Source organism: Nonomuraea sp. NPDC004354, assembly GCF_053602555.1.
Genome location: NZ_JBSGDV010000033.1, coordinates 30,389 through 51,271 on the forward strand (window position 1 = coordinate 30,389; position 20,883 = coordinate 51,271).

18 protein-coding genes and 1 riboswitch are annotated in these 20,883 nt (G+C 70.6%); of the genes, 7 read left to right on the top strand and 11 right to left on the bottom strand.

Annotated elements, in window-relative coordinates; translation table 11 throughout:
- Window positions 1-13: 13 nt before the first annotated feature.
- A riboswitch (cobalamin riboswitch) is annotated at window positions 14-212 on the top strand.
- Between the two features lie 87 nt (window positions 213-299).
- The 3 genes from ACWENQ_RS44015 to ACWENQ_RS44025 are packed head-to-tail and all read left to right on the top strand — an operon-like array spanning window position 300 to window position 4,656.
- Window positions 300-2,489, top strand: coding sequence for a ribonucleoside-diphosphate reductase subunit alpha (locus tag ACWENQ_RS44015; protein WP_452419532.1), 2,190 nt, complete (start codon window positions 300-302; stop codon window positions 2,487-2,489).
- 45 nt (window positions 2,490-2,534) lie between these two features.
- Entirely contained in the window at window positions 2,535-3,530 is a 996-nt protein-coding gene (locus ACWENQ_RS44020; protein WP_354922548.1) for a ribonucleotide-diphosphate reductase subunit beta, read from the top strand.
- 13 nt (window positions 3,531-3,543) lie between these two features.
- Window positions 3,544-4,656: a mechanosensitive ion channel family protein gene (locus ACWENQ_RS44025; RefSeq protein WP_449927708.1), complete on the top strand. Its 1,113-nt coding sequence runs from the start codon at window positions 3,544-3,546 to the stop codon at window positions 4,654-4,656.
- On the opposite strand, the gene ACWENQ_RS44030 is transcribed toward ACWENQ_RS44025, so the two are convergent.
- From ACWENQ_RS44030 to ACWENQ_RS44060, 7 genes are all read right to left on the bottom strand, one after another.
- Window positions 4,585-5,544: a membrane-associated oxidoreductase gene (locus ACWENQ_RS44030; RefSeq protein WP_449927710.1), complete on the bottom strand. Its 960-nt coding sequence runs from the start codon at window positions 5,542-5,544 to the stop codon at window positions 4,585-4,587. The genes ACWENQ_RS44025 and ACWENQ_RS44030 overlap by 72 nt on opposite strands.
- Window positions 5,454-6,107, bottom strand: a complete 654-nt coding sequence (locus ACWENQ_RS44035) for a hypothetical protein (protein WP_452419533.1) — start codon at window positions 6,105-6,107, stop codon at window positions 5,454-5,456. Before ACWENQ_RS44035 ends, ACWENQ_RS44030 begins: the two co-directional genes overlap by 91 nt.
- 186 nt (window positions 6,108-6,293) lie before the next feature.
- Window positions 6,294-7,439, bottom strand: a complete 1,146-nt coding sequence (locus ACWENQ_RS44040; protein WP_452419534.1) for a DegT/DnrJ/EryC1/StrS family aminotransferase — start codon at window positions 7,437-7,439, stop codon at window positions 6,294-6,296.
- Complete coding sequence (locus ACWENQ_RS44045; RefSeq protein WP_354922536.1) at window positions 7,439-8,521, bottom strand: GNAT family N-acetyltransferase; 1,083 nt, start codon at window positions 8,519-8,521, stop codon at window positions 7,439-7,441. Before ACWENQ_RS44045 ends, ACWENQ_RS44040 begins: the two co-directional genes overlap by 1 nt.
- 26 nt (window positions 8,522-8,547) lie before the next feature.
- On the bottom strand, window positions 8,548-9,846 hold the full coding sequence (locus ACWENQ_RS44050; protein ID WP_449927718.1) for a lipopolysaccharide biosynthesis protein: 1,299 nt from the start codon (window positions 9,844-9,846) through the stop codon (window positions 8,548-8,550).
- Between the two features lie 383 nt (window positions 9,847-10,229).
- A complete protein-coding gene (glgC, locus tag ACWENQ_RS44055; RefSeq protein ID WP_449927720.1) occupies window positions 10,230-11,465 on the bottom strand; it encodes a glucose-1-phosphate adenylyltransferase in 1,236 nt (411 codons plus the stop codon).
- Between the two features lie 133 nt (window positions 11,466-11,598).
- Window positions 11,599-12,021 (bottom strand): hypothetical protein, encoded by a 423-nt coding sequence (locus ACWENQ_RS44060; protein ID WP_449927722.1) that lies wholly within the window; start codon window positions 12,019-12,021, stop codon window positions 11,599-11,601.
- Window positions 12,022-12,315: 294 nt separating this feature from the next.
- Between ACWENQ_RS44060 and glgA the strand changes: the two genes are divergently transcribed.
- Both glgA and pgeF read left to right on the top strand, forming a co-directional pair.
- Window positions 12,316-13,482, top strand: coding sequence for a glycogen synthase (glgA, locus tag ACWENQ_RS44065; protein WP_449927724.1), 1,167 nt, complete (start codon window positions 12,316-12,318; stop codon window positions 13,480-13,482).
- A 240-nt stretch (window positions 13,483-13,722) separates the two neighbouring features.
- A complete protein-coding gene (gene pgeF, locus ACWENQ_RS44070; protein WP_452419535.1) occupies window positions 13,723-14,430 on the top strand; it encodes a peptidoglycan editing factor PgeF in 708 nt (235 codons plus the stop codon).
- Here pgeF and ACWENQ_RS44075 read toward each other — a convergent pair.
- Entirely contained in the window at window positions 14,409-14,789 is a 381-nt protein-coding gene (locus tag ACWENQ_RS44075; RefSeq protein ID WP_354922518.1) for a PH domain-containing protein, read from the bottom strand. The genes pgeF and ACWENQ_RS44075 overlap by 22 nt on opposite strands.
- Before the next feature lie 68 nt (window positions 14,790-14,857).
- Here ACWENQ_RS44075 and ACWENQ_RS44080 point away from each other — a divergent pair, with 68 nt between their 5' ends.
- Window positions 14,858-16,336, top strand: coding sequence for an Nramp family divalent metal transporter (locus ACWENQ_RS44080; RefSeq protein ID WP_452419536.1), 1,479 nt, complete (start codon window positions 14,858-14,860; stop codon window positions 16,334-16,336).
- Between the two features lie 187 nt (window positions 16,337-16,523).
- Here ACWENQ_RS44080 and ACWENQ_RS44085 read toward each other — a convergent pair whose 3' ends face one another.
- On the bottom strand, window positions 16,524-16,928 hold the full coding sequence (locus tag ACWENQ_RS44085; protein WP_354922510.1) for a nitroreductase family deazaflavin-dependent oxidoreductase: 405 nt from the start codon (window positions 16,926-16,928) through the stop codon (window positions 16,524-16,526).
- Between the two features lie 225 nt (window positions 16,929-17,153).
- On the opposite strand from ACWENQ_RS44085, the gene ACWENQ_RS44090 reads away from it, so the two are divergent.
- Window positions 17,154-18,344 (top strand): MFS transporter, encoded by a 1,191-nt coding sequence (locus tag ACWENQ_RS44090; RefSeq protein WP_452419537.1) that lies wholly within the window; start codon window positions 17,154-17,156, stop codon window positions 18,342-18,344.
- A 163-nt stretch (window positions 18,345-18,507) separates the two neighbouring features.
- On the opposite strand, the gene ACWENQ_RS44095 is transcribed toward ACWENQ_RS44090, so the two are convergent.
- Window positions 18,508-19,308 (bottom strand): glycosyltransferase family 2 protein, encoded by an 801-nt coding sequence (locus ACWENQ_RS44095; protein ID WP_449927733.1) that lies wholly within the window; start codon window positions 19,306-19,308, stop codon window positions 18,508-18,510.
- Window positions 19,309-19,856: 548 nt separating this feature from the next.
- Window positions 19,857-20,306 (bottom strand): hypothetical protein, encoded by a 450-nt coding sequence (locus tag ACWENQ_RS44100; protein ID WP_449927735.1) that lies wholly within the window; start codon window positions 20,304-20,306, stop codon window positions 19,857-19,859.
- Window positions 20,307-20,883 lie beyond the last annotated feature (577 nt).

The window sequence follows — 20,883 nt, forward strand, 5'->3', positions numbered from 1 at the left end:
GGCCACTAGATGTAGGATCCTGGTCGTCGCTGGTTCGCCCGATCAGGGCGGAGCAAAAAGGGAAGCCGGTGCGAATCCGGCGCTGCCCCGCAGCGGTGAGCGGGAACGACCGCCGTCACGACGCACTGGGCCCATGGCCTGGGAAGCGACGGCCAGTAGGAAGCTGACGAACGCCCGCGAGTCCGAAGACCTGCCAGCGGTGTGACCTGTCCATGGCCTCGAGGGAGGGCCGGGGGGCCTCGCGGCATGCCCGCGCGCTCTCGCCTGCCCTCACGAGGCCGAGCTCGCGAGGAGAGAGCGTGACGCAGACCGTAGAGGTGGATCGCCGGCTGGCCATCGAGGAGGCCGCCGCCAGGGTGATCGCCGATCCGGAGAACTCCAGGGTGGCCGCCAGGCTGCTGGCCGAGGAGATCGCCGACGAGGCCGCCGCGCACGGCGTGCGGACCTTCTCCGAGTCGATCGCGGCCACCCACGCCGCCGGCCTGCTCCAGGACGGGCTGGCCGCCTTCGTGGCCGCCCACGCCGCCGCCCTCGACGCGCTGGTGGACGAGAGCGCCGACGACAGGTTCGAGTACTTCGGGCTGCGCACCGTCTACGACCGGTACCTGCTGCGCCACCCCGACACGCGCGGCGTGCTCGAGCGCCCGCAGCACTTCCTGCTGCGCGTGGCGTGCGGCCTTTCCGCCTCGGTCACCGAGGCCGCCGAACTGTACGCCCTGATGTCCACGCTGTCCTACCTGCCGAGCTCGCCCACCCTGTTCAACTCGGGTTCGCGCCGCGCGCAGCTGTCGTCCTGCTTCCTGCTCGACTCGCCGCGCGACGACCTCGAGGGCATCTACGAGCGCTACGGCCAGGTCGCCAGGCTCTCGAAGTACGCCGGGGGCATCGGCATCGCCTGGACCAGGGTCCGCTCCCGGGGCTCGCTCATCCGCGGCACGAACGGCCACTCCAACGGCATCGTCCCCTGGCTGCGCACGCTCGACTCCAGTGTCGCCGCCGTCAACCAGGGCGGCCGCCGCAAGGGCGCGGCCTGCGTCTACCTGGAGACCTGGCACGCCGACATCGAGGAGTTCCTCGAACTGCGCGACAACACCGGCGAGGAGGCCCGCCGCACCCACAACCTCAACCTCGCCAACTGGGTGCCGGACGAGTTCATGCGCCGCGTCGAGGCCGACCAGGTGTGGTCGCTGTTCGACCCCAAGGAGGTGCCGCACCTCACCGACCTGTACGGCGAGGCGTTCGACGACGCCTACCGGGCCGCGGAGGCGGCCGGCCTGCACACCCGCCAGATCCCGGCCCGCACCCTCTACGGCCGGATGATGCGCACGCTCGCGCAGACCGGCAACGGCTGGATGACCTTCAAGGACGCCGCCAACCGCGCCTCCAACCAGACCGCGCGCCCGGAGAACGTCATCCACCTGTCCAACCTCTGCACCGAGATCCTCGAGGTCACCAGCGACGGCGAGACCGCCGTCTGCAACCTCGGCTCGATCAACCTGGCCGCCCACCTGGCCGGCGGCTCGATGGACTGGGCCCGGCTGCGGGCCACCGTGCGGACCGCGGTGCGCTTCCTGGACAAGACGATCGACCTGGGCTTCTACCCGACGCCGGAGGCCGAGACCGCCAACCTGCGGTGGCGGCCGATCGGGCTCGGCGTGATGGGCCTGGCCGACGTGTTCTTCTCGCTGCGCCTGCCGTTCGACTCGGCCGAGGCGCTGGCGCTGTCCACGCGCATCGCCGAGGAGATCGCGCTGGCCGCCTACGACACCTCCGCCGACCTGGCCGTCGAGCGCGGGCGCCACCCCTCCTACGGCGACACGAGGGCGGCCCAGGGGGTGCTGCACCCCGACCACTTCGGCGCCGGCGACTCGCCCGCGTGGACGGCCCTGCGCGCCAAGATCGACCGGACCGGCCTGCGCAACTCCCTCATGATCGCCATCGCGCCCACCGCGACGATCGCCTCGATCGCCGGATGCTACGAGTGCATCGAGCCCCAGGTGTCGAACGTCTTCAAGCGCGAGACCCTGTCCGGCGAGTTCCTGCAGGTCAACCGGTATCTGGTCGCCGACCTGCAGCGGCTCGGGCGGTGGACGCAGGAGATGCGCGACGAGATCAAGCGGGCCGACGGGTCGGTGCAGGACATCCCCGGGATCCCGGCCGAGCTCAAGACGCTGTACCGGACCGCGTGGGAGCTGCCGCAGAAGGCGCTCATCGACCTGGCGGCGGCGCGGACGCCGTACATCGACCAGTCGCAGTCGCTGAACCTGTTCATGGCCACGCCGACGATCGGGAAGCTGTCGTCGATGTACGCCTACGCCTGGAAGCAGGGGCTGAAGACCACCTACTACCTGCGCTCGCGCCCGGCGACGAGGATCGCCCAGACGACCGTGCAGGCGACCGCTCAGCCCGCCCCAGAGCCCGCCTTCACGGTGAGCGAGGCCGTCGCCTGCTCGCTGGAGAACCCCGAGATCTGCGAAGCCTGCCAGTAGCCCTCGCCCGCCGCGCCGACGACGACCCACCGCAAGGAGAACCACGTGCTGCTCGACCCCGGCATGGACCTGACGCTGCGCCCGATGCGCTACCCCGACTTCTACGAGCGCTACCGGGCGGCCATCCGCAACACCTGGACGGTCGAGGAGGTGGACCTGCACAGCGACCTGGCCGACCTGGCCAGGATGACGCCCCAGGAACGCCATCTCATCAACCGGCTGGTCGCCTTCTTCGCCACCGGCGACTCGATCGTCGCCAACAACCTCGTGCTCAACCTCTACCAGCACGTCAACGCCCCCGAGGCCCGCCTGTACCTGTCCAGGCAGCTGTTCGAGGAGGCGGTGCACGTGCAGTTCTACCTGACGCTGCTCGACACCTATCTGCCCGACCCGGACGAGCGCGTCAAGGCCTTCGCCGCCGTCGACAACATCCCCTCCATCCGCGACAAGGCCGAGTTCTGCTTCCGCTGGATCGACTCCCTGGCCGACCTGCGGCGGCTGGAGACCAGGGCGGACCGCCGGGCCTTCCTGCTCAACCTGATCTGCTTCGCCGCCTGCATCGAGGGCCTGTTCTTCTACGGCGCCTTCGCCTACGTCTACTGGTTCCGCTCCCGCGGCCTGCTCGGCGGCCTGGCCACCGGCACCAACTGGGTCTTCCGTGACGAGTCGATGCACATGGAGTTCGCCTTCAGCGTCGTCGACACCGTGCGCGCCGAGGAGCCCGACCTGTTCGACGACAAGCTCGGCGAGCAGGTCACCAGGATGATCGAGGAGGCGGTGGCGGCCGAGCTGGCCTTCGCCCGTGACCTGTGCGGCGATGGCATGTCGGGAATGACCGTCGAGCAGATGCGCGAGTACCTTGAGTACGTGGCCGATCAGCGGCTGCGCCGTCTCGGCCTGCCCGTCAGGTACGGAACCGCCAACCCCTTCGCGTTCATGGAGCTGCAGGACGTGCAGGAGCTGGCGAACTTCTTCGAGCGCAGGGTGTCGGCATACCAGGTCGCGGTCGAGGGCAATGTGACCTTCGACGAGACATTCTGAGACATTAGGGGGCATGATCGTGGCGCCGGTGAACTGGCTCATCCTGATCGCATCCGTCCTCGGAGCGGTCGTCTGTGTCGAGCTGGTTCGCAGGCTCCTCCTGAGAGCCGCCCGTACCTGGGACTTCGTCGGGCATCTGGTGCGCAGGTGCACCTGGCCGGCGTTCGCCGTGGCGTCGGTGGTGGCCTTCAACACCGCGTTCGTGCCCAGCATGGTCGGCAGCGCGGCGCTGCCCATCGTCGAGCGTCTCACCGGCATCCTCACCATCGCCGCGTTCACCTGGCTGCTCATCCAGGCCGCCTACGCGGTCACCGACGTCGTCCTCGACCGGCTCGAACAGGTCGAGGAGAACAACCGCAGAGCCAGGCGGGCCAGAACGCAGATCGCGCTGGTCCGCAGGGCCGCCGCGGCGGTGATCATCGTGATCTCCTTCGGCGCCGCGCTGTTCACCTTCCCCGAGGTGCGCGCGCTCGGCGCCGGACTGCTCGCCTCGGCCGGCATCGCCGGCGCGATCGTCGGCATCGCGGCGCAGTCCACGATCGGCAACATGCTCGCCGGGCTGCAGCTCGTCTTCAGCGATGCGCTGCGGCTCGACGACGTGGTGGTGGTCAACGGCGAGTGGGGCAGGATCGAGGAGCTCACGCTCACCTACGTCGTGGTCCGCTCGTGGGACGAGCGGCGTCTGGTCTTCCCCGTCTCCTACTTCACCCAGAACCCGTTCGAGAACTGGACCAGGCACGGCAGCAGGGTCATCGGCCACGTCTACTTCCGCGTCGACTGGTCGGTGCCCGTACCGGAGCTGCGCGAGGAACTGCACCGCTTCATCAAGGACCACCCGCTGTGGGACCAGAAGGATTGGACCCTCCAGGTCACCGACATCCTGCCCAACGGCCTGGTGGAGCTGCGGGCACTGATGAGCGCGGCCGACTCGGCCTCGGTCTGGGACCTGAAGGCCGACGCCCGCGAGCACCTCGTGGCCTACCTGAAGGCCCACCACCCGCACGCGCTGCCCCGCTTCCGGGTGGAGAGCTCCTCCTACGGCGCCTTCGCCGACTCAGGCCCCGGAGGCTGGCCGAAGGACCCGCGTGGCGCCCGCGATCAGCGCGGTGGCCAGCACCCAGCCTGAGACCACCAGCGTCCACGCCACCCAGGCCGTCCACCCGGCCGGCTCGTACGCGCCGCGCACCTCGAACACACTCACCGGCACCAGCAGGTCGAGCGAGTAGACGAACGCGTTGAACGTGCGCACCTGGTCAGGGTCGACCTGGACCGGCGGAACGCGGGTGAAGATGACCGTCCCCGCGGTCAGCAGGATCGCCGCCCACAGACCCGCCAGCCACGAGCGGTAGCCGTAGCCCACCATGACGTCGAGCAGCCGCCCCCACACCTTGCCCGCCGGCCGCAGGGTGCCGCGCCGCCGCCGTTGCTTGGCCAGCAGCACCCGCCGCGCCTCCGGCTCGTGCCCGATGCGCCGGTACCACGAGGCCAGCTGCTCGTACGGCTGCGGCCGGTACCCGCCGGGGTCGTGGCCCAGCCAGCCGAGCCGTTCGGCCAGGGACCAGGGACCGCGCAGCGACTCGTAGGTCAGGCCGTTGAGCCGCACCGCGCCCGGATAGGCGTCGGGGGAGTCCAGCAGCACCCCGAAGCGCGAGTAGCCGAAGTTGACCTCGCCCTCGATCACGTCGGGCCGCATGATCACCTCGTCCGCCTGCATGTGGCTGAGGTGCAGCGCCCGGCCCTCCGCACGAAGCTCTGCATGGTGGAAGGACAGCACCCCGTCGACGCGTGCGCCGCGCATCCTGATCGTGCCGTCCGCCCTGAAGCCGGCGCTGAGCTCGGCGGTGCCCGCGGTCATGAAGTCGGCGTTGACCGCGCCGACGTGCGCGCCCTCCAGGTAGAGGCCGCCGGGGAAGGTACCGCCGATCAGCCGCAGGTCGCCGTGGGCGCGCAGCCCGCGCAGGAAGGTGCCGCCGCCGACCGACAGGCCGCCCGCCCACAGCGCCCACTCGTGCATCGTGTCAGTGACGCCGCCCTCGGGCTCGCGGACGTCGCCGTGGGCCGACTCCGAGGTCGAGGTGCGCGGCAGCGGCGCGCTGATCGTCGTCCTGACAGGCGGCACTGGCCCTCCACCCGCGCGTTGTCCAGGCGCACGCCCGCGTGCACCGTCGAGCCGTCCAACTCGAACAGGCCGTCCACCTTCATCCGCGAACCCTTGACCCTGGCCAGCTCGCAGCCGCGCAGCCGGACACCTCTGGCGGTGGCGTCGGACAGGTCGACGGGCTCGGCCAGGTGGCAGTTGAGCAGGTAGAGGGTGGCGTCGATGGTCGCGCCGGACAGGTCGAGGGCGCCGACCACCCTGGCGCCCGCCAGCCGTACCCCCGCTACCCGGCCGGGGGTGCGCTCGACCGCGCCGAGCAGCAGCGCGGCGATCACCTCGGCCCGCACCTCGCGCTCGCGGCCCCAGCGATCGGCCTGCGCCGGGTCGTCGAGTTCCCTGTCGCCCGTGCGCAGGTCCACCCACGCCCCCGTGGGAAAGGCCCGCCACAGGCGGCGTTCGGCGGCGGATAATCTGCGCACGGACCAGATTTTATTCTGTGGCGGACACGCGAATTGCCATTTACCTTTGTGGTGTTCGCGAGAAAGAAAACGGTCCAAGCCGACAGGCTTTTTCTTTCTCAGGTCTGACCGGCGGGAATGGCGCCCCCCGGATGGATGTGAACGCCATTCGCCCCGGGCATGGACCCACGCCAGCCACGCCCGGGGTCACATGGGCGGCGGTACGGCGGGCCGGACCTCCAGCTCGGCCAGCAGCCCCGCGATCCGGCGCGCGCGCAGCGGGTCGACGGGCAGCACATGGCTCGTCCACCAGCGCGCGGCCTCCGGGTTCGGCCCGGCCGGCACCAGGTCGAGATAGTCGTGGAGCGGCGGGTCGTAGATGAACCCGGGCACCACACCCTGCTGTTCGAGCCGGGCGACGACGGCGTCCCTGTCCTCGACCACGAGCGGGACCCGCAGCAGCGGCTGGGGCTCGGCGTGGCGCACCCCCTCGGCGGCCCAGGGCGTGTCGCGCAGCAGCCGGACGCCCGCCAGGCGCGCCTCCCGCTCGCGGTCGATCACCCGGAACCTGGAGTCCTGGTAGCGGCGCACGAGCGGACCGTGGCGCATCCGCCAGTCCGCCTGGTCGATCGACAGCCAGTAGTCGAGGGCGGACAGCAGCGCGGCGTCGGCAGCCGGGCCCGTCCCGCGCGCGGCCAGCGCCGCCCGTAGCTCCGGCTCCCTGGACGGCAGGCGGTGCCCCGTCCAGGTCATCAGGCCCAGGCGCTTGAGCGCGTGCCAGATCGGGCGCACCAGCCCGGTGCGGTAGATCGTCTCCCTGATCACCGGCCGCAGGACGGCGGCCAGCTGGCGTCCCGGCACGAGCAGGTCGTCCCTCGCCTGCGCCAGCGTCCGCAGGTCCGCCGGATCGGCGCAGGTCAGGTAGGCGCCGGACATCGCGCGGCCGTGCTTGGCCAGGCTGTAGACGCCCGCCGCCCCGAACGTGCCGGCCAGCCGCCCGTCGACCGTGGTCAGCATGGCGTGGGCGGCGTCGTCGATGATCGTGACGCCGTGGCGCGCGCAGGCCTGTCGCAGTTCGGCGATCCGGTCGGGCTGGCCGTACAGGTGGGTGGTGAGCACGCCCGACACGCCCGTCCAGTCGACGGCGGGCACGTCGATGTTGCCGTCGCGCCAGGAGACCGGCGCCAGCACCGGCGTCAGGCCGGCCGCCAGCACCATGAACAGCACGATCTCGCAGTTGGTGGGCGCGAGCAGCACCGTGTCACCGGGCTTGAACCAGTGGCGCAGCGCCAGGTAGAGAGCGAACCGGCCCGACGGCACGTGGATGCAGTCCTGGCCCGCCCTGTCGCGCATCACCGGCGCCTGCCGTACGCGCGCAGCACCTTGTCGACGGCGCCGTAGATCCGGGGGGACTCCAGGATCAGCCGGCGCACCCGGCGGACGGGCTCGTGGCGCATGCGGTGCAGCGCGGCGCCCATCGTGCGGCGGCGCACCACCCCCTCGCCCACGGGGGCGCCCGTGCTGCGCAGCGCGTCCTTGTACTCGGAGTTGGTGCCGATGCCCAGGTCGAGGGAGCGAATGCCGATCTCGGCGGCGGCCTCGGCCATGTGCAGATGCTGGATGAGGCCGGGGGAGTACTTGGCGAACTCGGGGTCGTAGGCCGGGAACCAGCCGATGAGCACCGTGTCGGAGCGCAGCCCGAAATGCCCGGCGACCGGACGGCCGTCGACGTACATCATCGACAGCGGGCCGGCGAAGGTGGGCGAGTCGATGGCGTGCAGCCGCTCGGCCAGCTCCACCACCCAGGACTGCCCGAACCTGTCGGCGCGCCCCATGCGCCGGTACTGCGCCGACTTCCACTCGCGCAGCACGCGGAAGTCGTCGGCGCCGCGCGCGGCGAAGTCGAACGTGACCTCCCCGAAGTCCCTGCCGAGCTTGCGCTCCTTGTACAGGGTGCTCTTGTAGAACTTCGACGAGCGCTTGGCCAGCCCGGCCGCGTAGGCGGCGTAGCCGTCCGACAGGTCGAGCACGACGCTCTGCTGCGAGAGGGTCTCGTAGGGGTGGAACCACGGCTGACGCTCCACCAGGCAGCCGAACTCCCAGACGTGCAGGCCCAGCCCCTTCAGCAGCGTGTCGGCGGCGAAGTCGGCGCCGGGCCGGTGGATGACGCCCTGGCACAGCGACACCCACGAGCCGATCGCGGCGCCCACGCCGCCCGCGCCGACCTCGAACGGCAGGAATCCGGCGATGCCCTCGCCGTCGCTGATGACGCCGACCCGCGCCGCCTTGCTCACCTCACCCATCGCGATCGTGAACTCGGGGCTCAGGAAGGGGTTGGCCAGATGCGGTTGGGCCGCCTGCATCCCACGCCAGGCGGTCAGTTCGCTCTCACCGAGCTCAGCCGGGCGGATGACCGAGAAGGTAGAGCGTTTCATATCAAGCTGGAACATACCCATCCTTGTTAGGAAACTGCGGCAACTCTGCGCAGATGCGGCACCACCGCCAGCGCGACGACGGCATTGGCGGCGAGCACCGCACAACCAACGCCGGTGATCCCCGCGACGGGGAAGAGGACGCCGATCAGGCCCAGCATCAGCCCCGCGAGCCCGATCTGCACGATCGCCAGCCGTCTGGCCTGGCTCATGGCCCTGAGCGTGCTGAGGTGGATCTCGATCAGCATGCCCGGCAGCACCGACAGCGCCATCAGCCGCAGCAGCGGCGCGGCGGCCTCGGCCATCTCGGCGCTGAAGACCGACAGGATCAGCGGCGCGCCCAGCGCCGCGATCGCCACGATCGGCACGATGATCACCACGGTACGGCGCAGCGCGTTGCGGACGCTGCGGGCCAACTCCTCGGCCTTGAACGCGCCCTCGACGGTGAGCGAGACGGCCATGTTGGCGGCCAACAGGCCGATCATGCAGCCCAGCGTGTGGGTGACCGAGAAGTAGCCGAACACCGTGGCGTTGTTGAGCCAGGCGGCCACCAGGACCGGAACCAGGTAGAGGGTCAGCAGCAGCGACAGCGCGCCGGGGAAGTCTCCGGCCAGGAACCTGCCGATCTCGCGGAGCCGGGGCGGGTCGCCGGCGTTCTCCCTGACGTGACGGGGGATGGCGTACCTGAAGATGAACCAGTTGATCGGGATCAGCGCCATCGCGGTCGGGATGATCCACGACAGGAAGATGCCGCCGAACAGGCCGCCCTCGGGCAGGGCGAAGGCCAGACCGGCCAGCATCGCCATCTTCACCAGCCCGAAGGCCAGGCTGTTGGCCGGCACCCAGATCGCCTTGCGCAGGCCCGCCAGCGTCACGTCCTGGAGCGTGAAGATCGTCCAGACCAGCACGGAGGCCAGGAAGAACAGCCCGGGACCGAGCCCGCCGAGGCTCGCGTAGGCCGGGCCCCACAGTGGGAGCGTCAGCAGGAAGCCCAGCGCCGCCACCACACCTGTCGCGCCCGCCACGGCGTAGCCGCGCTGCACGAACTCCGAGGTGCGGCGGCCCGCCACGGGGATGAACCGCGCCATCGCCCCCACGAACGCCAGTCCGGTCAGCGAGGAGAACAGGCGCATCGCGCTGATCATCGTCTGTCCCTCGCCGAAGGCGGCGGGCGAGTAGAGTTTCGTGGCCAGGAACCAGTAGCCGAGCCCGAGCACGGCGGTGATCCCGGTGTTGATCATGAGCGCGTAGGCCTGGAGGAACAGGGGGTTCCGCAGATCCCGGCGCAGCCGGTCGGCCAGAGTGGGTGTGGCGCCTGGGGTTGGCATGGCGTCATCGTCGGCCTTGCCGCTTGCGGCGGTCTTTCCGGAAACTTTCAACCGGTCGTCCGCGTCAGGTGCCTCACTTGTCACACTGACCATGATGTCCGATGGCCGGAGTGACCCGGCACGTCTTGCGCCACTCGTTATGCGGGCCGGCCCGTCTCGGCGGCCATCGGCGGACCCTCAGCGACCCTCCTCAGTGATCCTCGGCGGCCCTCAGTAGCCCTCGGCGGCATCGGCGGGCCCTCTAGCGCGGCCCTCGGCGGCCTTCGCGCGCGGGAGACCGGCGCCGAAGCGTGGCGCACCACCGTCCACCGCGTCCGGCGGCCTTCGCGCGGGAGAGACCACCGGGCCGTCCCTCGCGCGCGGGCGACCTTCTCGCGCTCCGGCTAGCGATCCACGATCTCGTTCTTGCCGATCACCACGACGCCGCCCCTGGTGACGGCGAAGCGGGTGCGGTCGTAGTCGAGGTCGAAGCCGATCCTGGCGCCGTCGGGGATGACGACGTTCTTGTCGATGATCGCCTTGCGGACGATGGCGCCCCTGCCGACCTTGACGTTGTCCATCAGCACCGAGTCCTCCACGCGGGAGTGCGAGTGCAGGACCACGCGCGGCGACAGGATCGAGCGCTGCGCGGCGCCGCCCGAGATGATCACCCCGGGGGAGACCAGCGAGTCAATGGCGCGGCCCACCCGGTCGCCCTCGTTGTGGACGAACTTGGCGGGCGGCAGCGGATCGTGCCCGGTGAAGATCGGCCACCGGTCGTTGTACAGGTTGAAGACCGGGTGCGCGGAGATCAGGTCCATGTGCGCCTCGTAGTAGGCGTCGAGCGTCCCCACGTCACGCCAGTAGCCCCGGTCGCGCTCGGTCGAGCCGGGCACGAGGTTGTTGGCGAAGTCGTAGACGTCGGCGCCACCCGACTTGACCATCATCGGGATGATGTTGCCGCCCAGGTCGTGCTTGCTGGTCGGGTCGAGCGCGTCCTCGCGCAGCGCGTCGATCATGGCCTGCGTCTTGAAGACGTAGTTGCCCATCGAGGCGTAGATCTCGTGCGGGTAGTCGGGCAGGCCCACCGCGTCCTTCGGCTTCTCCCTGAACGCGACGATCCTGCGGCCGGACGGATCGGTCTCGATGACGCCGAACTGGTCGGCCAGCGACAGCGGCTGCCTGATCGCCGCCACCGTCACGTCGGCGCCCGAGTCGACGTGCTGGGCCACCATCTGCCGCGGGTCCATCCGGTAGATGTGGTCGGCGCCGAACACGATCACGTGCTCGGGCATCTCGTCGTAGATCAGGTTGAGGTTCTGGAACAGCGCGTCGGCCGAGCCGGAGAACCAGCGCGGACCCAGCCGCTGCTGCGCGGGGACGGGCGTGACGTAGTTGCCCAGCATGGCCGACAGGCGCCAGGTCCGCGAGACGTGGCGGTCGAGGCTGTGGTTCTTGTACTGCGTCAGGACCACGATCTGGAGGTAGTGGCCGTTGGCGAGGTTCGACAGCACGAAGTCGATCAGCCGGTAGATTCCGCCGAACGGCACCGCGGGTTTGGCGCGGTCCGCTGTCAGCGGCATCAACCGCTTGCCTTCTCCACCGGCGAGAACGACTGCGAGAACCCTGGGCGACGTCATGGCTGGACGCTACCCCGAAACGGGCAGTCCACGCAGGTCCACATGCCTGTCATCCGGGCGGCGAGTCGCGGACCGCCATGATCGCGACCATGGGGACACGTTCGCCGCCCTGGAAGGCCCCGCGGAGCCGTCGCTACGACGGCCGCGGGCTGGTCGGTGGGCTGACGGGCGGGCTGATGGGTGGCCTCGGCGTGGGCGTCAGCTTCGGCGTCATCGGACGCTCGCAGGTGGTGAAGCCCTTGGAGTAGCCGTGCCGGTAGCCCTGGTCGTACCACTTCACCCCGGTGGGATCGATGTGGAAGGGCTTGCTCTGCTCGCAGTCCAGCCGTCCGCGGTAGATGCCCTTGTCGTAACCCTTCTTGTACAGCTGCTTCTGCCGGTCGGTCCGCGGCGGAGTCCGCGCGAGGATCCCGGCGCCCGGTGCCGGACCGGCCGCCGGGATCGCCGCGACCCCGGCGCTCGCGGCCGGGGCCGTGACCAGTTGCCCGGCCAGTTGCCCGGCCAGTTGCGCGGCCAGCGCCATTCCGATGAGGAGCGCACGTTGCCTTCCGTGCATTCTCGTCCTCCTTCCATTGCCGCCGCGGACATTTCGGAAAGGCCGCGGGATCCATGGTGCGGGACAATTCATTCGGCCGGCGCCGGCAGGTGGGTGACGTGCGAATTCGCTGGGGCAGGGGCACGGCGAGGAGCGGTGGGGCGGGAAAACGGGAAGGTCCTTTTCCGGCTCCTCGACAGCATGGTGCACATGCCGGCGAAGGAAAGTACACCAAGAACATCTCATCAACGTTTTTACCCGGGTGTTTTCCCGCGTCGCCGGGAGGGCGGCGTGCGTTAGGGTCGCAGTGTGCGCGTGGATCTGCTGAGTCGCGAATACCCGCCCGAGGTGTACGGCGGTGCCGGAGTGCATGTCGAATACCTCGCCAGGGAGCTTCGGCGCCTGGCCGACGTCCGGGTCCGGTGCTTCGGCGCCCCCAGGGACGAGCCGGGTGTCTCGGCCTACCGGGTGCCCGGTGGCCTGGAGACCGCCAACGCCGCCCTCCAGGTCCTCGGCGTCGACCTGGAGATGGCCGCCGCGTGCGAGGGCGCCGACCTGGTGCACAGCCACACCTGGTACGCCAACTTCGCCGGGCATGTGGCCAAGATGCTGTACGGCACGCCGCACGTCGTCACCACCCACAGCCTCGAGCCGCTCAGGCCGTGGAAGGCCGAGCAGTTGGGCGGCGGCTACACGCTGTCCTCGTGGGCCGAGCGCACCGCGCTCGCCTCGGCCGACGCGATCGTCGCGGTGTCGGAGGGCATGCGCCGCGACGTGCTGACCGCCTACCCCGAGATCGCCCCCGACCGGGTGACCGTGATCCACAACGGGATCGACACCGTCGAGTACGCGCCGGACCACGGGCTCGAGGTGCTGCGCAAGCACGGCATCGACCCGGGCCGGCCGTACGTCGTCTTCGTCGGCAGGATCACCCGGCAGAAGGGGCTGGTCCACCTGCTGCGCGCGGCCCGCGACCTCGACGCGGGGGCGCAGCTCGTGCTGTGCGCCGGCGCCCCCGACACCCCCGAGATCGCCGCCGAGGTGCGCGGCCTGGTCGAGGGGCTGGAGCGCGACGGGGTGTTCTGGATCTCCGAGATGCTGCCCAAGCCGGAGGTCATCCAGCTGCTCACGCACGCGACGGTGTTCGTGTGCCCCTCGGTGTACGAGCCGATGGGGATCGTGAACCTGGAGGCGATGGCCTGCCGGACGGCCGTCGTCGCCACCGCGACCGGCGGCATCCCCGAGGTGGTGGCCGACGGCTCGACCGGGCTGCTGGTGCCCATCGAGCAGGGGGCCGACGGCACGCCGGACGATCCGGAGAAGTTCGCCGCCGACCTCGCCGAGCGGATCAACGCGCTGCTCGGCGACCCCGACCGGGCCAGGGAGATGGGCGCGGCCGGCCGGACGCGTGCGATCGAGCACTTTTCGTGGGAGCGCATCGCCGAGCGCACCATGGACCTCTACCGCTCACTGACGAGCTGACCGCCGGCTCCGCACCACCCGCCGGCTCCGCACCGCCCGCCGGCTCCGCACCACCCGCCGGCTCCGCACCGCCCGTCGGTTTCGCACCACCCGTCGGTTTCGCGCTGCCCGTCGGTTTCGCGCCGCCCGCCGGGGGCCGGTCGGCGGGTGCGCCAGGGCCGGGCCTTCCGGGGTTCTGGGCGGCGGCCGTGGCGATGCGGCTGGCGTAGGCTGCAGGGGCCGACGATCGAAGGGGAGCCCGTGCTGCTGGCCGAGGGAGTGCACGCTGTCGTCACCGACCGGAAGGGAGGCGCCAGCGCGCCGCCGTACGACGGCAGGAACCTCGGCGGCGCGGTCGGCGACGATCCCGGCAGCGTGCTGGCCAACCGCCGCGACACCGCCGCGGAGCTGGGGCTCGACCCGGACAGGGTGGTGTACATGCGCCAGGTCCACAGCGCCGAGGTGGCCTACGTGAGCGAGCCGTTCGGCGCCGAGCCGCCCGCGCTCGACGCGGTCTTCACCGACCTGCCGGGCGTCGGCCTGGCCGTGCTGGTGGCCGACTGCGTGCCCGTGGTCGTGGCCGATCCGGTCGCGCGTCTGGTCGGCGTGGCACACTCCGGGCGCGAGGGCACGTTCAAGGGCGTGGTCCCGGCGCTGGTCGAGGCCATGGCGGGGCACGGGGCGCAGCCGGGCAGGATGGTCGCGCTGGCCGGGCCGTCCGCCTGCGGCCGGTGCTACGAGGTCTCGCCCGAGCTGAGCGAGTCCGCGCCGCCCGAGATGCGCTCCACCACCCGGCTCGGCACTCCCGCGCTCGACGTCCGCGCGGGAGTGGCCGCCCAGCTGCGGGCCGCGGGCGTCCAGGACGTACGGCACGACGAGCGCTGTACGATCGAGTCGCCCGAGCTGTTCTCCTACCGCCGCGACCGCGTGACCGGCCGCTTCGCCGCCTACGCCTGGCTGGCGCCCTGACCGGAGATGTAGTGCATGATCACGTTGTGCACGTGCTGGGCCTTGTTCTCCCCGCGGAACTCCACCTCGTAGGTGTGGGTGCCGACGTGGATGGCGATCGCCCCCGAGGAGAAGAACGACCCGGCGAACGACTTGTTGCTCACGACGCTGACGGCGGAGACCCGTGAGTAGGGGATGCTGGTGATCGCGAGCCGCTTGCCGACGAACGACTTGTCCTGCACGATCACGCGCCGGTCGGTGAGACCGAGGAATCCCGTTCCGGTGCCGATGGCGTCGTAGACGGCGATGATCTGCTCCCCGGGCAGCAGTCCGCTCTGGACCTGCTGGAGCTGTTCCCGGCGGTCGTAAGTGACGTCCATACCCCCAGCATGCGGCTTGCCTCGGGCTTTGTCGCAGATCACTCTGGAAGTGAGAGGGGGGTGAGGACATGTCCCAAGCTCTCGGAGTCAGCCGCCCTGATCTCGCCGTCACCGACCTGCCCCAGCCGGAGGAGGTCTTCGGTGTCCGGCACATCGGGGTCAAGGAATTGTTCATGTACGCGGTGGGCCCGAGCCTGATCGCTCTGGGCATCTCCATCGGCAGCGGCGAATGGCTGCTCGGACCGCAGGCGGTGGGTCAGTACGGTTTCGTCGGCGTCGGCTGGGTCATCACCGTCTCCGCAGTCCTGCAGACCTTCTACAACGTCGAGTGCGCGCGCTACGTGATGGCGACGGGAGAGGCCCCCGTCGTCGGATGGGGCAGGGTCCCGCCCGGCTACAGGCTCTGGGTGCCCCTGTCTGTCTTCGTGGTCATCTTCGCCTTCATCGCGGGTGGCTGGGCCGCTTCGGCGGGCCAGGGCGTCTACGCGCTGGTCCACGGGACGGTCCCCCCGGCCGGGGCCGAGGAGCCCCGACTGTGGGCCATCGCCCTGCTGGTGCTGGTCTTCCTCATCACCGCCGCCGCGCGCCGCATCAGCAGGGCGCTGGAGCTGGCCAACTGGGGGATGGTCGGCGCGATCCTCGTGACGCTCCTGCTCATCGACCTGTTCGTGGTTCCCTTCGCGCAGTGGTGGGAGGCCATCCGCGGCTTCGTGACACCCGCCGCCCCGCCTTCCGGCATCACCGCCACCCAACTCGGCGCCCTGGCCGGCTTCACCGCCCTAGCCTCCGGCCTGAACTGGTACGTCATGGGCCACTACCGCGACAAGGGCTACGGCATGGGCTTCCGCACCGGCTTCATCGCGGGCCTGCGCGGCGGCCGCAACGAACTGCTCGAGACCGGCGTGACCTTCCCCGACAACGTGGAGAACGCCGCCACCTGGAAGCGGTGGTACCGGCTGCTGATGGTCGACATGTGGGGCGTCTTCTTCATCGGCGCGATGCTGGGCATGCTGCTGCCCACGATCCTGATGGCCCGCGCCGTCCAGCTGTCCGGCCAGCGGCCGACCACGGCCAATGTGCCGACGTTCGTGGCCAGCGTCCTCTACGAGGACTACGGCAGGCCGATGTTCGTCATCGTGCTGATCATCGGCGTGCTGATCCTCTTCTCCACCCAGCTCGGCATCTTCGAGGCGATGGTCCGCGTCACCACCGACGCCGCGCACGCCACCAGCCCGCGCCTGCGCGGCCTCATCGAGGGCGATCCCAGGCGCTTCTACTACCCGTTCATGGGCGCGCTGCTGGTGGTCATCGCGATCGTGCTGCACCTTGCGGTGCCCGTCGAACTGGTGCAGTGGTCGGCCAACATGTCCAACCTGGGCGCGCTGATCTACCCGTTCATGCTGATGTACCTCAACAGCAGGCTGCCGCGCCCGGCGCGGCTGCACTGGTGGCACTACGTGGTGCTGGTGCTGAACTTCCTGTTCTTCGGGTTCTTCTTCGTCAACTTCGTCGCCGACTTCCTCGGAGAGCCACTGGTGACGTTCTGAGATGATCATGGGGGCAGCGCGCTGCCGCGCGCCAGGCTCGAGACGTGCGACGCCGAAGGCGTGGCGGACTGCCTGCGAGCAGCAAGGAGAGCATCGTGCCCTGCTACGAGAAGCACGGGTTCCAGGTCACCCGGGAGATCCATCTGCCGGGACGGTCCCACCGTCTGGGCGGTGCTCAGGAGACCCGTCAGCTGATCGGCTCCAGGACCACCACGGGGATCGGGCGGTCGGTCTTGGTCTGGTACTCGTCGTAGTCGGGCCAGGCCCTGGTCATCAGCCCCCACATCTCGGGCTTCTCGCCGGGCTCGGCCGTACGGGCGCGGGCCCTGAACCTCCTGTCCTTCACCTGCACCTCGACCGCCGGATCGGCCTGCAGGTTGAGGTACCACTCGGGATGGCGCGGGTCGCCCCCCTTGGAGGCGACGACCAGGAACTTGTCGTCGTACGGCTGGTAGATCAGCGGAGTGGTGTGCTTCCTGCCGGACCTACGGCCGGTCGTCGTCAGGAGCAGCGTCGTCGTGCCGTTCCAGTCGTGACCCTCGGCGCCGTCGGTCTCCTGATAGCGCTGGACGTGTTCCTTACCGTAGAGCATGTGGCCCTCCTACCCGAGAATCGGTAATGACACAGCCACGGTTGCGGACGTTCCCTCCCGACCCCAGGTCGGAAATGTCGCCCACATCTGATCCGCTCTGGCTAGAATCCGACCATGACCTGGCGACATTGATCCAGCACCAGAGGTCACGGGGCGCGTGAGCGCGGACCCCCGGGCACGGCAGCACGCCCGACGTCCGCACCGCCCCCCGACAGGAAAGACCTCATGCTGCCAAAGCTCTACGTTTACTCGTTCCTCGGTGACTTCGTCCTGTTCTACCCGGTCTACACGCTGCTGTTCACCGACACCGGGTTGACCGTCCCCGAGATCACCTCCCTGCTGGTCATCTGGGTGCTGGCCGCGCTGGTGCTCGAGGTGCCCTCCGGTGCGCTGGCTGACACGCTGTCCCGCAAGGCGCTGCTGATCGCCGGCCCGCTGCTGGGCGCGGCCGGCTTCGCACTGTGGACGGCCGTGCCCTCCTACTGGGCCTTCGCCGCCGGCTTCGTGCTGTGGGGCGCCCGCGAGGCCCTGGAGTCGGGCGCGTTCGAGGCGCTCGTCCACGACAACCTCGCCCACACCGGTACGGCCGAGCGCTACGCCGAGGTCGCCGGCCGCGCCCGGTCCATCAGCCTGGTGGCCACGGCGCTCGCCACCGCCGCCGCCAGTCCTCTCTTCGCGGTCGCCGGCTACCAGGGCGTGGGAGTGGCCACCGTCCTGGCCTGCCTGCTGTGCGCCGCCATCGCCGCCACCCTGCCCGAACACCGCGCCGAGCCGGAGGACGACGACCCGACCGGCTACCTCGACACCCTCAAGGAAGGACTGGCCGAGGCGCGCCGCTCCCCCCGGGTACGGCACGCGCTGCTGCTGGTTCCCGCGGTCACGGCCGTGTGGGGCGAGCTGGAGGAGTACGTGCCGCTGCTGGCCCAGGAGAGCGGCGCGACGGCGCAGACCGTTCCGCTGATGGTGCTGCTGGTGTGGCTCGGCGCCACCTCGGGCGGCCTGCTCGCCAAGCGGGCCGCCGGTCTGCGCTCACGCGGCCTGGCCGCCCTCCTCGCCACCGGCGCCGTCGCCCTGGCCGCGGGTGCGGCGTCCGGGCATCTCGCGGGATTCGTGGCCATCGCCGTCGCCTTCGCGATGTTCCAGCTCGGCGACGTGCTGGCCGACGCCAGGCTGCAACGGCGCATCACCGGGCCCAGCCGGGCCACCGTCACCTCGCTGGCGGGCCTGCTGACCGACATCTGCGTCATCGCGGCCCTCGGCCTGTACGCCGCGGCGTCCCTCGTCCTGCCCCACAGCGGGATCTTCGTGCTGTTCAGCGTGCCGTACCTGGTGGCCGCCTGGGTGCTGTCGCGAAGGACGGGCCGGCCGCGACCCTTGGGGGAGAGGCATCAGGAAAGCAGAGAGGACATCAGCTGAGCACGCCACGCCTCGGCTTCACCCTCCCGCCTTCGACCCCCACACGGGCCCCGACGCCCTCGCCACCGGGCCGGGCTCGGCCAGGCATGGCCGCCCGCTGGTTCGAGGCCGCGAGGGTGCCCGCCGCGGGGCGGTGGTGCGGGGAGGGTCGGGCTGCGGGGCGCTATCGGGTGGACGGCATCGGCCGGCGGACCGCGGCGAACAGCCGGGACAGCGTGGCCGACCGGCCGCCGTCGGCCGCCTGCGGCGCGATGGCCGCGACGCCTTCCTCCAGCCACGCCTCCCACGCCCCGCGCTCACCGCTGTCCAGACGGCCGTGCGCCATCGCCAGGTCGAGGATCGCCGTACCGATCTCGCGGGCCATCGACCCGCCCGTCGGACGGAACCGGCTCCCGATGACACCCAGATGCCGGACCTCCGCCCGCGCCCCCGCCAGCGCGAGCGTGATGTTGAGGAAGGACTCCACCCCGAAGTCCGGCGGAAGCGGATCGGTGAGCAGCGACCGGCGCACCGCCCGGTAGCCGGTCAGCGCGTTCGCCCCCATGAACCCCGTCTCGGGGAAGAACCTGTCGGTCAGCGGCTCGTAGATGGTGAAGGTGGAGCTCAGGATCGTGCCTGGGTGGTCGTACTCGTAGTCGCCCACCACGTGGCCCGCGGTGCTGGAGGCCGCCGCCGCGCGGAGTTCGGCGGCGATGTTGACCTCCGAGGAGACCAGGTCGGCGTCGAGGAAGCACACCCATTCGGCGCCGGCCACGTCGATCGCGGCGTTCATCGCGGCGCCCTTGCCCTTCGGCCCGCGCAGGACCTCCGCCCCCGCCGCGGCCGCGCGCTCGGCCGTGGCGTCGGTCGAGGCGCTGTCGACGACCAGGACCCGATCGCCCGGTCTCGCGGCGGCGCGGGCCTGGCCGACGATGGTGGCGACGGTGGCCTCTTCGTTGTGTGCGGGGATGACGAAGGTGAACAATGCCGTGTCTCCCGAGAGAGTGGTCGATCACCACCCTAACGACGCCCCCGCGTCCGGCTGAGGCAGCACCTCAGAAAGTCCTGCGGGAGGTGTGTGCACGGAACGCGAAGGGCGCCGGTTCAGGTAGGGGCGTGTGGTCCGGGCGAGCGGGGCCGGCCAGGCGTCGGCGGGCCAGGAGGGCCGCGGCCCGGGTGAGGGACGGCCCGGGTAAAGGACGAAGCGGGTGAGGGACGAAGCGGGTGCGGGCGACGGAACGGCCCGGCGCACGGCCTGCCGTACCACGAGAAACCCCGAACCGGACACGGACGGGGGCGACGCGGCACGGATGTGCGCACGGGCGGCCCACGGACGGGCGCATGGGTGGGCGCTACGGGACGGTGTGGCACGGACGGGCGCATGGGCGGGCGCGGCGGGCGGGGGCGACGATGACCCGGACGGGTGTGCGGTCACGTACGAGAGGCGACAGCAGGAGGACCCGGACGGGTGGATGCGGTCAGGTGTCAGGTGCGAGAGGTGACAGCAGGACGGCAGGAGGACAGGCAGGTCGGTCAGGTGTAGGGCTTGGCGACGGCGACCAGTGCGGGCAGGGCATCAGACGTCTCGACGAACAGCGCCGGTGACGGGGTGCGCTCGCGCACGTCGGTCGCCCTGATGGCCATGACCGCCGGGGTCGCCGCTCCCACATCGCCGTAGCGGGCGTCGACGGCGGCGCTGATGGCTCTGCGCGCGTCGGCCACCACGTCTTTCGCCATGTGCTCGGGGCCTGAGGCGGCCAGGAAGCCGAGCAACGCCGCGAACCTCAGATCGCCCTGGGCGGCCTCGGCCGTGCCCGGCTGGTCGAGCCAGAACACCTTGCCCGCCAGGAACGCCGGATAGCTCGACCCGTCGCGATCAAGCGTGCGCGCGGCGCCGGTGAGCAGGTCACCGAACTCGGCCAGATCCGCCTCCGGCGGCAGATCGGTGGTGACCAGCAGCGGCACGATCAGCGAGTCGAGCATCTGTGAACATCCCTCCGTGAGGCCGCTCATGGTAGACGGCGTCACCGACAATTCGCGGCCCGAACCCGCTATGACGCAGCCCGCTGTCACATCGGCCCGGGTCGGGAGGACGTGAGAAGGAGTCCGTGACGGCCGGCGGACGGCGACGTGGACCCTCCTGGGGGCCGTGCCGGCGGCCATCGTAGGGAGTCTCCGCGCGGCGCCGGGCAGGGGTCTCCGGCTTGGGCTGATCTTTACATCAAGACGCACCGGCGGATGAGCGGGCGGTACCGGCATGCGCCAGGGCACTCGACGGAACGGCCGGCCGGATGAGAGAAGGCCCGGCTCCTGTCACCTGGGTGGCCGGGACTGCTTTCCGCGCACACGCGAAGGCGGCCGGCGCTTGTGGTCGCGTCGGCCGCCTGTTTCGCGGTGTTTCTAATGTTTGGGTGTGGGTTGGTAACTGGCGGGGGGTGTCGGTGACATGGCGGGCCATGGTGGTGTGGCTCAGTTGTTGCCGACGTTGATGTTGCCGCTGTTGTTGTTGCCGCCGTTGCCGCCGGGCTGGTTGCCGCTGGCGCCGTTGGCGTTGCCGCCG